Genomic DNA, 13,161 nt, shown 5'->3' on the forward strand with positions numbered 1-13,161 from the left:
CGTACGGTCATGAGCGCTCGGCACGGACGACCACCAGTCCTTCCTTCTCAGCGTCGTCGTCCAGGTACCCCTGGGCACACAGCCAGTCCCGCCGGCCTCGCGTCACCGGGCCGAACGGCACCTGGGCCCGGTCCACGACCCGCGCCGCCATCCCCAGCGTGCCCAGCGTCTCGATCGTCTGGGTGACGCCACACAGTTGGGAGTGCACCAGCAAGAGGGTGCCGCCCGGCCGCAGGACACGAGCGGCGGTGGCACAGACCCGGTCCAGCACACCGCGGCCGCCCGCTCCGCCTTCCCAGGCCCGCGCCGCGCCGCGCGGTGCCCGTCGCCCGGGCGCACTCGGAACGTAGGGCGGATTGCTGACCACCAGATCGAACGAGGCGTCCTCGAGGCGCGTGCCGACCGCCGCCAGATCGCCCCGGCGCACTGTCAGCGAGACGCCGTTGAGCCAGGCGTTCAGGCGAGCCGTCCACACGGCCCGCCAGGCGACGTCGAGGGCGGTCACCCGGGCCCCGCGCAGTGCGGCGGCCACGGCCACCGCTCCCGAGCCCGTGCCCAGGTCCACAGCCGTGGTCCGTTCGCCGATGTCTTCGCCATCCAGGGCGCGCAGCAGGAGCCACGTGTCGGCCTGCGGCGCATATACGCCGTGCGGGGACAGGACACGGGGACCGGACCGGGCTGCCGCCCGGTCGCGAGGGCGCGCGGTCGTCGTCATCTCTGCCGCCTCACCTGGCACCTCGTACCCGCCGGGGCACGAGGGACCCAGGGGCTCATCGGCCGTCCAGCCGCGGGAGGATCTCGCTCCGGTAGAAGTCGAAGAAGCCCTGCTGGTCAGGGCCGATCTGTCCGACGTACACCTCGTCGAAGCCCGCGTCGACATATGCGGTCGCGGCCTGGACGTGTTCGGCCACGGAGTTGCCGCAGACCATGCCGTCGGCGACGGTCTGCTCGGTCACGAGCGTGGCGGCCTGCTCGAAGTGTGCGGGATCGGGCAGCACCTGACCGAGTTCACCGGGCAGGAACTGGGTCGGCCACAACCGGTGGGCTGTCTTGACCGCTTGGTCGCGGTCGGTGCCCCAACACACCTTCACCCCGCCGAGCACCGGTTTCTGCCCGCCACCGGCCCGACGGAACTGGCCCACCAGATCGGCGTCCGGGGTCATCGTGACGAACCCGTCCCCGATCCGCCCGGCCACCGCGGCGGCCTTGGGCCCGAACCCGGAAACGTAGATCGGCACCGGTTCGTCGGGCACCGTGTACAGGCGGGCGTTCTCGACGGTGTAGTGCCTGCCACGGTGCGTGATCTCCTCCCCGCTCTGCAGGCTCCTGATGACCTGCACGGCTTCCTCCAGCATCTCCAGGCGTACGTCCACGGCCGGCCAGTGGTCACCCAGGACGTGCTCGTTGAGGGCCTCCCCGCTGCCCACCCCGAACCGGAAACGGCCACCGGTCAGGACTCCCGAGGTGGCAACGGCCTGAGCGGAGACGGCCGGGTGCATACGCACGGTGGGGCAGGTGACGAACGTCGTCACGGGCAGTGACGTCACCTGGGCGAGCGCCCCGATCATCGACCAGACGAACGGACTCTGCCCCTGCTCCCCCGTCCATGGGTGGTAGTGGTCCGAGATGGCCAAAGCGGTGAACCCTGCCTGTTCCGCCGCTCGGGCCTGCTCCAGCAGCTGGGCCGGTGTGAACTCCTCACTCGCCAGGAAATATCCGAAACGCGTCATGACCTGCTCCTCACCCTCGCGCACGACACCGAAGTCCGCTCGTCACATGAGCCTCGTGGGAATGCGGCTCGGCCCGCGCACGGATTGCGCTGAGCTCCCGGCCGCCACTGTGGGGCGCCACCCTCGTCAGCTTGCGCGCCCCTGGCCGGGAACACCACAAGAGTCACTTCGAGGGCCCCGAGTACCCGAAGGAGGCACTCCGATGCCCGGCCGCTTTGATGCACGCAGCGTGACACGCACCGAGCCATCCCGCCGCCGGGGCGCGGCACCTGCATGCATCCGACAAGCAGTGTGCTCGGGTTCGTCGCGTCCCCGCGTTTCTTGTGGTGATCGACGGGCACCCGCCGATGCGAACGCCCCGTACGCAATGACGAGGAAGGTGACGTACATGTTCAAGGCCGTCGCGGACGTGATCCGGTCGATCGGCGGCGCCGTCGCCACGGTCGTGACCCTGCCGTTCCGTGCGGTGGCCCGTCTGTTCGGCGGAGCGTCCGACACCGCCCGCGGCCACCACTGACTCCTCCCGCTCGGCTCATGCCGCCGCCCCCGCCCCGGCCGGACCCTGGACTTGATGCGGGCCCACCCCGGCGTGGCGCGTCGGCGGACTGTACGAGCAACCTGACAGGGACCGCACGCCTACGGAAGGGGCACGCCATGCCCGCAGGATCGAACCAGAAGCGAGAACGCCAGTACGAGCATGTCAAGGAGAGCGCGAAGCAGCGCGGGGAGCCCACGAAGCGGGCCGAGGAGATCGCCGCTCGCACGGTGAACAAGCAGCGCGCCCGCTCCGGCGAGTCCCGCACCGCGAGCAGGAGTTCCGTGCGGGACCCCAAGTCGGCCTCGCAGCGCGGTGGTTCGCGCTCGCACGAAGGCGCCCAGGGCCCCACCAAGGACCAGCTGTACAACGAAGCCCGGCAGAAGAACATCAAGGGCCGCTCGACGATGACCAAGGCCCAGCTGGCCCGTGCCGTGGGCCGCTGACGGGCTCAAGGATCGCGACGCACTCGACATGATGGATGCGCCTGCCCGCATCCCGCTCCGAGCGTCAAACGAACGTCGACTCCACAGACCGTCACGAGGGGCACCTTCAAACCTCTCGAGCGACAAGTCACTCGGCCGGAGCAGGGTTCGCATGCCTTGACTGGCGAGCTGTCGCAGTTGGCGGTTGCCTCGTACGCGACGGCACATGTCCGCGCCTTCCCACTGCCGGTGGGCGCCGACCCGCCTCCCGGCCACGGGCCGCGCCCTGTTCCGCCCGGCGCGCGCTCTCGTGACCTGCCCCCCCCCCGCGACGAACGGAGACGTCGATGCCCATATGCGAGACCCGCGACGGAGTGGAGATCTTCTACAAGGACTGGGGAAGCGGCCGACCGGTCGTCTTCATCCATGGCTGGCCGCTGAACGGCGACGCGTGGCAGGACCAGCTCAAGGCGGTCGCGGATGCCGGGTTCCGGGGCATCGCGCACGACCGCCGCGGTCATGGACGCTCGACCCCGGTCTTCGACGGCTACGACTTCGACACCTTCGCCGACGACCTGAACGACCTGCTCACCGGTCTGGATCTGCGGGATGTCACCCTCGTCGCGCACTCCATGGGCGGGGGCGAGCTCGCCCGGTACATCGGCAGGCACGGCACCTCGCGCATCAAGTCCGCCGTGCTGCTCTCCGCGATCCCGCCCCTGATGATCCAGGGACCGGACAACCCCGAAGGCGTCCCCGGATCGGTGTTCGACTCGATCAAGGAGGGGATCCTCAAGGAGCGCTCGCAGTTCTGGAAGGACACCGCGGAAGGGTTCTTCTCCGCGAACCGGTCGGGCAACAAGGTCACCCAGGGCAACAAGGACGCCTTCTGGTACATGGCGATGGCGCAGACCATCGAGGGCGGTGTGGACTGCGTCGACGCGTTCGCCTACACCGACTTCCACGAGGACCTCAAGAAGTTCGACATCCCGCTGCTGGTCGTGCACGGCGACGACGACCAGGTCGTGCCGATCGACGCGACCGGCCGCAAGACCGCGAAGCTCGTCCCCGGCGCCGAACTCAAGGTGTACGAGGGCGGTTCGCACGGCATCGCGATGGTGCCCGGCGACAAGGAACGCTTCAATCAGGACCTGATCGAGTTCCTCAAGTCCTGACACATCCCTCTTTGGGGCCGCTCCCGCGCCGTAAGCGGGCGAGCGGCCCCGCGAGCGGACCCGCGGGGCGTACGCCGTGCCACAAGGATCGGCGCGCGGCGGCTCGGCAGAGGTCCCCTTCCGCGACCGGCGGTCCCGTACGGCTGGATCCTCCGGCACCCTCATCCCTCCTGTGGAGACGCCGTGTCCCCCGCCGCCCGTCGCCCGGACGTGATCGCGTCGCTGTTCCGGCACCTGTTCCCGCATCCGCCCCGGGACCCGTCCCATCGGGCCCGGCTGACGGTTCTGGTCGCTGTGGGCGGGGCGGCGGGGGCCGCGGCCCGGGCGGGCGCGGATCTGGCGTGGCACGCCTCGCCCGCTGGTTTCCCCTGGCCGACCTTCACCATCAACGTCGTGGGATGCGCGGCGATGGGGGTGCTGATGACACTCCTGCACGATCGCCCCTCGGCACCGACGTGGGCCGGTCCGGTGCTGGGCAGCGGTTTCCTCGGCGGGTTCACCACCTTCTCGGCCTTCGCCACCGACGTCAGACGCCTGCTGGCGGACGGTCACACGCTCACCGGGATGCTGTACGCGGTGGCAGGCGTCGCGTGCTGCCTGGCCGCTGCCGCGTGCGCGGCCTGGCTGACCGCAGGTTCCCTGCCCTCGCCCGATGTCCGGGAGACGGCGTGAGGGGCGCCGAGTGGGCGTGGCTCGCCCTGGGCGCGGCCATCGCCTCACCGGTGCGCTACTGGGTGGGCGTGTGGGGCAGGCCCACCGACCGGCGCCCCTTCCCCCTCGGGACGTTCACCGTCAACGCGGCGGCCTGCCTGCTGCTGGGCGTCGCCCTGGAGATGCGCACGCCGCAGCCCTGGATCCAGGCCCTGGTCTCCGTCGGGGTGTGCGGCGCCCTGTCCACGTGGTCCACGCTCGCCTGGGAGACCACGGGGCTGGTCCGCGCCCGCCGGATCCGCCTCGCGGCGGCCTATCTGGGGAGCACCGTCACGGCCGGGGTGCTGCTCGCCTGGGCCGGCAACGCGGTGGGGCGGCTCCTGTGGTGAACGACGGGCAGCCCCGCTCGGCCCAGCCGGAAGCCTCTCGCCCGTTCCGCACCGGCCCCCTGGCCGGCGAATCCGACCCCGCACCGCGCCCCCGGACCTGCCCGGACGCGGGTGCCCCGCATCTTTTCCCTGACACCGAAAGGCTCGGCCATGCCGGAAGACCACGCGAACCTCGACACCAACGCCCTGCCCGCGAACACGGACCCCGCCGCTGACGGCTGCCCCATGCGGGAAGCCGCGGCCGACCCGATGAAGGGCGACGGCATCCGCCAGTGGTGGCCGAACCGCCTCAACCTCGACGTGCTGCGGCGGCACGCCGCGAACGGCACCCCCGACGGCGACGGCTTCGACTACGCGGCCGCCTTCAGCGGGCTCGACCTGCCGGCCGTCAAGCGGGACATCACCGAGGTGCTGACCACGTCCCAGGACTGGTGGCCCGCCGACTACGGCCACTACGGCCCGTTCATCATCCGCATGGCCTGGCACCTGTCCGGCACCTACCGCGTGTGCGACGGCCGAGGGGGCAACGGCGCGGGCCTCCAGCGCTTCGCCCCGGTCAACAGCTGGCCGGACAACGTGAACCTCGACAAGGCCCGCCGGCTGCTGTGGCCGGTGAAGCAGAAGTACGGGCGGGCGCTGTCCTGGGCCGACCTGATGGTCCTCGCGGGAAACGTGGCCCTGGAGTCCATGGGCTTCAAGACCTTCGGATTCGGCGGCGGCCGTGAGGAGGTCTGGGGGCCCGACGAGGCGGTCTACTGGGGCCCGGAGACCGTCTGGCTGACCGACGAACGGCACAAGGACGACGGCGAACTCCAGGTCCCGCTCGCCGCCGACACCATGGGCCTCATCTACGTCAACCCCGAGGGCCCCAAGGGCAATCCGGACCCGATGGCGTCCGCCACCGACATCCGCGAGACCTTCGCCCGCATGGCGATGAACGACGAGGAGACCGTCGCGCTGTGCGCCGGCGGGCACACCTTCGGCAAGACCCACGGCGCCGCCGGTTCGGACCGTCTCGGCCCCGAGCCCGAGGCCGCGCCGCTCGAACAGCAGGGTCTGGGCTGGAAGAACTCGTTCGGGACGGGCAAGGGCAACGACACCGTCACCAGCGGCCTGGAGGTGATCTGGACCGACACCCCCACCACCTGGGACAGCCGGTACTTCGAGATCCTCCTCGGCTACGAGTGGGAGCTGACGCGCAGCCCCGGCGGGGCGCACCAATGGCGGCCCAAGGACGGCGCCGGTGAAGGCACCGCGCCCGATCCGCACGACCCGGACAGGCGCCGGACCCCGGCCATGCTGACCACCGACGTCGCTCTGCGGGTCGACCCCGACTACGCCCGGATCTGCCGTCGCTTCCTGAAGAACCCCGACGAGTTCGCCGACGCCTTCGCAAGGGCGTGGTACAAGCTCACGCACCGCGACATGGGTCCGATCGCCCGCTACCTCGGTCCGGAGGTGCCGGACGAGCAGCTGATCTGGCAGGACCCGCTGCCGGAGCCGGAGCACGCCCCGCTCGACCCGGGCTCCGTGGACCAGTTGAAGTCGCGTGTCCTCGACTCCGGTCTCACCGTCGCCGACCTGGTGTGGGTCGCCTGGGCGTCGGCCTCCACCTTCCGCGGGAGCGACAAGCGCGGCGGTGCCAACGGCGCCCGCATCCGTCTGGAGCCCCAGAACGGCTGGAGCGTCAACGAGCCCTTCCGGCTGAGCACCGTCCTCACCCGGCTGGAGGACGTACGTACGGCGTTCAACGCCGCGCGGCCCGAAGGGCAGGGCGTCTCGATGGCCGACCTCATCGTGCTGGCCGGCACCGCGGCCGTCGAGAAGGCCGCCACCGACGCCGGCCACCAGGTCGAGGTCGCCTTCACGCCGGGCCGTGTCGACGCGACGCAGGAACACACCGACGTGGACGGCTTCGCTCCGTTGGAGCCCGTCGCCGAGGGGTTCCGCAACTACGTCGGCAAGGACGACAGCCTTCCCGCCGAGTACCGTCTCGTCGACCAGGCCGACCTGCTGGGCCTGAGCCCGCAGGAGGTGACCGTCCTCCTCGGCGGGCTGCGCGTTCTCGGCGTCACGTACCAGAACACCGCGCTCGGCGTCCTCACCCGGACACCCGGCCGGCTGACCAACGACTACTTCGTCAACCTCCTTGATCAGAGGACGAGTTGGACGCCTACCGCCCACGACGAGGACGTCTTCGAAGGGCGCGACAGCGCCACCGGCGCACCGCGCTGGACCGCCGGCCGTACCGACCTCGTCTTCGGCTCCCAGGCCGAACTGCGCGCGCTCGCCGAGCTCTACGCCAGTGAGGACGGACAGGACAAGTTCGTCCAGGACTTCGCCGCCGCCTGGACGAAGGTGATGGATCTGGACCGCTTCGACCTGGACCGGGCGCGGAGCTGACGGCAACGCGAAGCCGACGGCCGAGGAGCCCGTTTGCGCGGTCGCCCGCAGCATGGAACATGGAGAGGGGCCCAGGGGGGCGTGCCTCGTCCGGAGGCACCTACGCACCTACACGCTGGAGTGCACATGACACAGCTTCCCCCGCCCGTCACGCCCTACCTCGAACCCGCCGCGAAGGAACTCGCCGAGGCGACCGACCCCCACCCGCGGATCTACGAGGTCCCGCCGGAGCAGGGACGGGACATCCTCGCCGGGCTGCAGAGCGGCGAAGGCGTGCCCCGGCCGGAGGTCGACGAGGAGTGGGTGGACGTCGACGCGGGCGAGTGGGGCACGGTCCGCACCCGCGTCATCCGTCCGAAGGGCTCCACCGGACCGCTGCCCGTGGTCGTCTACATCCATGGCGCGGGGTGGGTCTTCGGCGACGACAAGACCCACGACCGCCTCTTCCGCGAGCTCGTCGTCGGAGCCGGCGCGGTGGGCGTCTTCCCCGTCTACGACCGCGCGCCGGAGGCGAAGTACCCCACGCAGGTCGAGCAGAACTACGCGGTGGGCCAGTGGGTGCGCAAGAACGGCGCCGACCACGGCATGGATACCTCCCGCGTCGCGGTCACCGGCGAGTCCGTCGGCGGCTGCATGTCCGCCGTCTTCGCCCTGATGAACAAGGAACGCGAGGACGGACTCGACCTGAAGGCCCAGGTCCTGCTCTACCCGGTGACCGACGCGGACTTCGACACACCGTCGTACCTGCAGTTCGCCGAGGGGTACTACCTCACCCGCGACGGGATGAAGTGGTTCTGGGACGCCTACACCGCCGACCCCGACGAGCGGAAACAGCACTACGCCTCCCCGCTCCGGTCGACCCTCGACCAGCTCAAGGGACTGCCCACCACCCTGGTCATCACCGACGAGGCCGACGTGCTGCGCGACGAGGGCGAGAAGTACGCCAACAAGCTGCGCGAGGCCGGGGTCGACGTGACCTCCGTCCGGGTCGCCGGCATGGTCCACGACTTCCTGCTCCTGGACAGCCTCCGCGACACCCGCGCGGCCAACGTCGCCCGCAAGCTCGCCGTCGACGCCCTACGGACGGCCCTGCACGACAGCTGACCACGTCACACCCCAGCCGGCCGGGGCCGCGGACCGTACGGCCCCGGCCGGGAAGTCCGTACGGCCCGGCCGCCCAGGAGACGCCATGACCGACGACCCCTACGACGCGTGGACCCGACGGCTGCTGTCGCTCAGCCCCGATCTCTCCCGGGACAGCGCCCGCCAGTTCGTCCACGATCTCTATGCCCACGCCCAGTCCGACCTCGACGACCAGCGGGCAGAGGCCGACTTCGAACGGGAGGAGTAGTTCCCATGGCCAGTCTGTCGCCCGGCTTCCACGGACGCAGCAGCCGCAGCCTCGTGGACCGCCTGCCTCCGGGCCAGTACCCCACGGAGTCCTTTCCGGTGCTCTCCGCCGGTCCGACGCCGCACGTGCCCACGGAACGCTGGTCCTTCACCGTGACCAGTGAGACCGGCGCGAGCCGGAGCTGGACGTGGGAGGAGATGACGGCGCTGCCGCAGGAGCAGCCGGTGGTCGACATCCACTGCGTGACGCGCTGGTCCAAGTTCGACACCCGGTGGCAGGGTGTCTCCCTCGACGTCCTGACCGACGCGGTGCGGACCTCCGCCGACTTCGTCGTCGCGGAGTCCTTCGACGGCTACACCACCAATCTGCCCCGGGCGGACATCACCGGGGGCCGGGCCTGGCTCGTCCACTCCTTCGACGGCTATCCGCTGTCGCCTGACCACGGTGGCCCGGCCCGGCTGCTGATCCCGCACCTGTACTTCTGGAAGTCGGCCAAGTGGGTCAGGGGCCTGCGCTTCACGACCGACAACGAGCCGGGGTTCTGGGAGCGGGCCGGCTACCACGACTACGGCGACCCCTGGCGTGAGCAGCGCTACCGGGGTGACCTGTGACCACGCCCGCGGACCGACCGGACGCGGCCGGGGGCTGGCGCCGGGCCCGGCTGACCGCGCGGGAGGACCAGACGGCGACCGGCCGCACACTCCGCTTCGAGGTGCCCGGCTGGCCCGGTCACCGGCCGGGCCAGCACCTCGATGTGCGCCTCACCGCCGACGACGGCTACCAGGCCGTCCGCAGCTACTCTCTGGCGGCGCCCGCCGCCGGGGACAGCGTCGAACTCGGCGTGCAGACCGCGCCCGACGGAGAGGTGTCCCCGTACCTGAACGAGGTTCTGCCCGTCGGAGCCGAGGTCGAGGTCAAGGGGCCGCTGGGCGGATGGTTCGTCTGGACGCCGCAGGACCGCGGGCCGCTGCTCCTCATCGCCGGCGGTTGCGGCGTCGTCCCCCTCATGGCCATGCTCCGCGCCCGGCGCGCCGCCGGGACGCCGGACGCCCCGTGCGCACTGCTGTGTTCCGTACGCGCCGCGGACGAACTCTGGTACGCGAAGGAGCTCGCCGACCCGAACGGTGCCGAGGACATCCGCGTCCTCTACACCCGCCAGGCGCCCCCGGGCGAGAGCCGCCCGGCGCACCGGATCACGCCGGACGATCTCGTGGGGCTGCCCACGACGCCGGACACCCGCTGCTACGTCTGCGGGCCGACCGGTTTCGTCGAACACGCCGCTGACCTGCTCCAGCGCCTCGGACTCCGGCCGGACGCGATCCGGACCGAGCGGTTCGGCTGACCCGAGGCCGCCCCGCGCCCGTCTCCTCCCCATCCGCGACACGAGGGAACGCACCGTGAACCAGCCACCTCCGCTCCACCTCGACGGCAACTGTCTGGCGGGGCCGCTCTCCCAGGTCTTCGCGCTCGACCCGACCACGGCCCGGTGGATGTGCCCGACGTGCCGCACCCCGTCCTCGGTCGGCGAACTGCACGTCTACGGGCCCGAACCGGGCCTCACCGGCCGCTGTCCGGGCTGTGCCCAGCTGGCCCTCCGCGTCGTCACCCAGCCCGGCCGTCTCTGGCTCCAGCTCGGCACCGACCAGGGCGCCTTCCGGTTCGCGCTGCCCCCGTCCGCGTCGTAGCACGAGGACGGCACACCCCCGCCGAAGGAGAGCCGTGGCCCCGCCACTCGTCGTCCTCGAGCACATCCGGCTGATCGACGGCACCGGCGCCGCACCGGTCCCGGACGCCGCCCTCGTCATCGAGGGCACCCGGATCCGCTGGTGCGGTCCTGCCGCGCAGCTCCCCGACGCCCCGGACCTGCGGTCCGCTCCCCGGGTCGACCTGCGCGGTCGCACGGTGTGCCCTGGATTCATCGACGCGCATGTGCACTTCGCACTGCCCGGCCCCGCGGGTCACCCCGTCCTCGGTGCCGCCGAACCGGTGACGTACCGCGCTCTGAAGGTCATCGAACGCCTCCGGACCACCTTGCACAACGGGGTCACCACAGCACGCGACCTCATGGGACTCGACGCCGGTTTCCGTCGTGCCGTCGCCGAACGCCGTATCGCGGGACCGCGGCTCCTGGTGGCCATCGCGATGCTGAGCCAGACCGCCGGCCACGCGGATTTCCGCCTGCCCAGCGGCATCGACGGGCTGGCGACCGCCGTCGCCTTCCCGGGCAGCCCGTCCGGGATCGTCGACACCGTCGACGACATGCGCACCCGCGTCCGGGCCCTGGTGGCCGCGGGCGCCGACTGCATCAAGCTCGCGACCAGCGGAGGCGTCACGTCTCCGCACGACCGTCCCGAATGGCTGGGCCTGCGCCCCGAGATGGTGCGCGCCGCCGTCGAGGAGGCCCAGGCGTACGGGGGGCTGCGGGTGGCCGTGCACGCCATCGGAGAGCCCGGCATCGCCGCCGCGGTCCGGGCGGGCGTCCACAGCATCGAGCACGGCTACGCCCTGACCGACGACCTGCGCGCGGAGATGGCCGAACGCGGCCAGTTCCTCGTGCCCACCCTGCTGGAGACCCTGGCGGAGCCCGACCCGGCCCAGGTCGGACCGCACATCCACGCCAAGGCAGTGCGCTGGCACCGCGTCGCCCAGGAATCCTTCGCTCGCTCGGTGGACGCGGGCGTGTCCGTCGTCATGGGCACCGACGCCGGACTGACCGCGCCCCACGGCCAGAACCTCAAAGAGCTCGGCCTGATGGTCCGCTTCGGCGGCATGACACCGCTCGATGCCATCCGCGCGGCGACCGCGGACGCGGCCCGCCTGTGCGGGGTGGACGACTTCACCGGCACGCTGGCGGCGGGCAAGACGGCGGATCTCGTCGTCTGCGGTACCGACCCGCTCGCCGACATCGACGCACTCGGCGACCCGGCGCACGTCCACGCCGTCGTCAAGGACGGACACATCGCCATCGACCGTGCGGGGGCACTGTCCTCGTCAGGCCTTCCCGACCTCCCCTGAACGAGCGCGGAGGACCGGCCCACCCGGAATAGGAAGCGGCAGGCCAGGCCGCATTCTCAGGCACAGCGCCTGCCCGTGAACTCCGGTGAGCGTCAGACGAACACCGGACGATTCCGCAGGTCAGGCCCCCTTGCTCGCCGGCTCCAGAATCGCCACGCACTCCACGTGATGCGTCATCGGAAACAGATCGAACACCCGAAGCGTCCGCACCCGGTACCCGCCCTCACGGAAGTACCCGAGGTCCCGGGCGAGCGCGGCCGGGTCGCACGCCACGTACGCGATGCGGCGCGCGCCGAGAGTGGCCAGCTGGGCGACCGTCTTCTTGCCCGCGCCGGCCCGCGGCGGGTCGAGGACGATCAGGTCGACCTCGGTGATGCCGGTGCGCGGCAGGACCGCCTCGACCTTGCCCTGCTCGATGCGGACGCGGTCGAAGGAGGCCAGGTTGTGGCGGGCGTCCTCGACGGCGCGCTTGCCGGACTCGATGCCGAGCACGGCGCCCTTCTCGCCGACACGGTCCGCGAGCGCGCCCGCGAAGAGGCCGACGCCGCAGTACAGGTCCAGGGCCATGTCGCCCTTACGGGGCAGCAGGCCCTGCATGACGGTGCGCATGAGCGTGTTGGCCGCCTGCTGGTGGACCTGCCAGAAGCCGCCGTTGCCGACACGGTAGGTGCGGTCGTCGGCGCGCTCGCGCACGAAGGCGCGGCCGTGGACGCGGTGGACGCCGCCGTCGTGCTCATCGACGCGCAGCACGGAGACGGGCTTGTCCAGCTCCACCAGCGGAAGGCGGGCGCCGGGGCGGGGGGCGAGGATCACCTGGCGGTCGTTCGAGCCGGTGGCCGCGATCGCCTCGACCGACTCCATGCCGGACCAGTCGCGCTTCTCGATGCCCAGCTCGGAGACGCCCTCCGCGGCGATCATGCAGTGCTCGACCGGCTCGACCTCGTGGGAGCGGTGGCGGCGCAGGCCGGCGCGGCCGTCCTCGGTGACCGCGTACTGGACGCGCGTACGCCACTGCGGGACCTCGCCCGCGGGAAGCTTGTCGCCCTCGGCCGGCATGACGGTGCCGTCCCAGCCGGCCTCCTGCGGGGTCAGGCCCGCGAGCCGCTGGAGCTGCTCGGCGACGACCTCGCCCTTCAGGCGGCGCTGGGCGCCCGGCTTGGCGTGCTGCCAGTCGCAGCCGCCGCAGCGGCCGGGTCCTGCGTACGGGCAGGGCGCCTCGACGCGGTCCTTGGACGCGTCCAGGATCTGCACGGCGTCGGCGCGCAGGAAGCGTGCGCCCTCCTCGCCCTCGGTCACCCGGGCCACGACCCGCTCGCCGGGCAGCGTGTGCCGTACGAAGAGGACCTGGCCCTCGGCGGTGCGGGCGATGCAGTGGCCGCCGTGCGCGACGGGCCCGACCTCGACCTCGTACTCCTCGCCCACCAGCGACTTCTTCGGTTCTGCCTGCATGGCGGGAGCTCCAGTACTCAAGACGACGGGCCGTAAAC

The 13,161-nt window shown here is 71.6% G+C and carries 15 protein-coding genes; 12 read left to right on the forward strand and 3 right to left on the reverse strand.

What is annotated here, in order from left to right; genetic code table 11:
• Positions 1-7: 7 nt before the first annotated feature.
• On the reverse strand, positions 8-715 hold the full coding sequence (locus J3486_RS31235) for a HemK2/MTQ2 family protein methyltransferase (RefSeq protein WP_207826383.1): 708 nt from the start codon (positions 713-715) through the stop codon (positions 8-10).
• 55 nt (positions 716-770) lie between these two features.
• Positions 771-1,730: a TIGR03557 family F420-dependent LLM class oxidoreductase gene (locus J3486_RS31240; protein ID WP_207826384.1), complete on the reverse strand. Its 960-nt coding sequence runs from the start codon at positions 1,728-1,730 to the stop codon at positions 771-773.
• 388 nt (positions 1,731-2,118) lie between these two features.
• Here J3486_RS31240 and J3486_RS44785 point away from each other — a divergent pair, with 388 nt between their 5' ends.
• The 12 genes from J3486_RS44785 to J3486_RS31295 all read left to right on the forward strand — a co-directional run bounded on the left by J3486_RS44785 (position 2,119) and on the right by J3486_RS31295 (position 11,674).
• Entirely contained in the window at positions 2,119-2,247 is a 129-nt protein-coding gene (locus J3486_RS44785; protein ID WP_267878252.1) for an LPFR motif small protein, read from the forward strand.
• A 137-nt stretch (positions 2,248-2,384) separates the two neighbouring features.
• Positions 2,385-2,711, forward strand: a complete 327-nt coding sequence (locus tag J3486_RS31245) for a plasmid stabilization protein (protein WP_207826385.1) — start codon at positions 2,385-2,387, stop codon at positions 2,709-2,711.
• 326 nt (positions 2,712-3,037) lie between these two features.
• On the forward strand, positions 3,038-3,865 hold the full coding sequence (locus J3486_RS31250) for an alpha/beta fold hydrolase (RefSeq protein WP_207826386.1): 828 nt from the start codon (positions 3,038-3,040) through the stop codon (positions 3,863-3,865).
• A gap of 183 nt (positions 3,866-4,048) precedes the next feature.
• A complete protein-coding gene (locus tag J3486_RS31255; RefSeq protein WP_207826387.1) occupies positions 4,049-4,537 on the forward strand; it encodes a CrcB family protein in 489 nt (162 codons plus the stop codon).
• The gene (locus J3486_RS31260) at positions 4,534-4,905 is read left to right on the forward strand and encodes a CrcB family protein (protein WP_207826388.1); all 372 of its coding nucleotides are present in this window, start codon (positions 4,534-4,536) and stop codon (positions 4,903-4,905) included. The genes J3486_RS31255 and J3486_RS31260 overlap by 4 nt, the downstream gene beginning before the upstream one ends.
• A 150-nt stretch (positions 4,906-5,055) precedes the next feature.
• Positions 5,056-7,308, forward strand: a complete 2,253-nt coding sequence (katG, locus tag J3486_RS31265) for a catalase/peroxidase HPI (RefSeq protein WP_207826390.1) — start codon at positions 5,056-5,058, stop codon at positions 7,306-7,308.
• Between the two features lie 126 nt (positions 7,309-7,434).
• Positions 7,435-8,412 (forward strand): alpha/beta hydrolase, encoded by a 978-nt coding sequence (locus J3486_RS31270; protein ID WP_207826391.1) that lies wholly within the window; start codon positions 7,435-7,437, stop codon positions 8,410-8,412.
• A gap of 85 nt (positions 8,413-8,497) precedes the next feature.
• A complete protein-coding gene (locus tag J3486_RS31275; RefSeq protein ID WP_207826393.1) occupies positions 8,498-8,659 on the forward strand; it encodes a hypothetical protein in 162 nt (53 codons plus the stop codon).
• 5 nt (positions 8,660-8,664) lie between these two features.
• A complete protein-coding gene (locus J3486_RS31280) occupies positions 8,665-9,270 on the forward strand; it encodes a sulfite oxidase-like oxidoreductase (RefSeq protein ID WP_207826394.1) in 606 nt (201 codons plus the stop codon).
• Complete coding sequence (locus tag J3486_RS31285; RefSeq protein WP_207826395.1) at positions 9,267-10,001, forward strand: FAD-binding oxidoreductase; 735 nt, start codon at positions 9,267-9,269, stop codon at positions 9,999-10,001. Before J3486_RS31280 ends, J3486_RS31285 begins: the two co-directional genes overlap by 4 nt.
• A gap of 55 nt (positions 10,002-10,056) precedes the next feature.
• On the forward strand, positions 10,057-10,344 hold the full coding sequence (locus tag J3486_RS31290; RefSeq protein ID WP_207826396.1) for a DUF6510 family protein: 288 nt from the start codon (positions 10,057-10,059) through the stop codon (positions 10,342-10,344).
• Between the two features lie 34 nt (positions 10,345-10,378).
• The gene (locus J3486_RS31295; RefSeq protein ID WP_207826398.1) at positions 10,379-11,674 is read left to right on the forward strand and encodes an amidohydrolase family protein; all 1,296 of its coding nucleotides are present in this window, start codon (positions 10,379-10,381) and stop codon (positions 11,672-11,674) included.
• Between the two features lie 120 nt (positions 11,675-11,794).
• Here J3486_RS31295 and J3486_RS31300 read toward each other — a convergent pair whose 3' ends face one another.
• Positions 11,795-13,123, reverse strand: a complete 1,329-nt coding sequence (locus J3486_RS31300; protein WP_207826399.1) for a class I SAM-dependent RNA methyltransferase — start codon at positions 13,121-13,123, stop codon at positions 11,795-11,797.
• Between the last annotated feature and the right edge of the window lie 38 nt (positions 13,124-13,161).

The sequence above is a fragment of the Streptomyces sp. VRA16 Mangrove soil genome (assembly GCF_017377775.1).
GTDB lineage: Bacteria > Actinomycetota > Actinomycetes > Streptomycetales > Streptomycetaceae > Streptomyces.

Bases quoted from the DNA above. Each gene is read 5' to 3' on its own strand.
- katG (WP_207826390.1), top strand. From the start codon at position 5,056: ATGCCGGAAGACCACGCGAACCTCGACACCAACGCCCTGCCCGCGAAC.
- J3486_RS31300 (WP_207826399.1), bottom strand. From the start codon at position 13,123: ATGCAGGCAGAACCGAAGAAGTCGCTGGTGGGCGAGGAGTACGAGGTC.
- J3486_RS44785 (WP_267878252.1), top strand. From the start codon at position 2,119: ATGTTCAAGGCCGTCGCGGACGTGATCCGGTCGATCGGCGGCGCCGTC.
- J3486_RS31275 (WP_207826393.1), top strand. From the start codon at position 8,498: ATGACCGACGACCCCTACGACGCGTGGACCCGACGGCTGCTGTCGCTC.
- J3486_RS31280 (WP_207826394.1), top strand. From the start codon at position 8,665: ATGGCCAGTCTGTCGCCCGGCTTCCACGGACGCAGCAGCCGCAGCCTC.
- J3486_RS31250 (WP_207826386.1), top strand. From the start codon at position 3,038: ATGCCCATATGCGAGACCCGCGACGGAGTGGAGATCTTCTACAAGGAC.
- J3486_RS31270 (WP_207826391.1), top strand. From the start codon at position 7,435: ATGACACAGCTTCCCCCGCCCGTCACGCCCTACCTCGAACCCGCCGCG.
- J3486_RS31245 (WP_207826385.1), top strand. From the start codon at position 2,385: ATGCCCGCAGGATCGAACCAGAAGCGAGAACGCCAGTACGAGCATGTC.
- J3486_RS31235 (WP_207826383.1), bottom strand. From the start codon at position 715: ATGACGACGACCGCGCGCCCTCGCGACCGGGCGGCAGCCCGGTCCGGT.
- J3486_RS31240 (WP_207826384.1), bottom strand. From the start codon at position 1,730: ATGACGCGTTTCGGATATTTCCTGGCGAGTGAGGAGTTCACACCGGCC.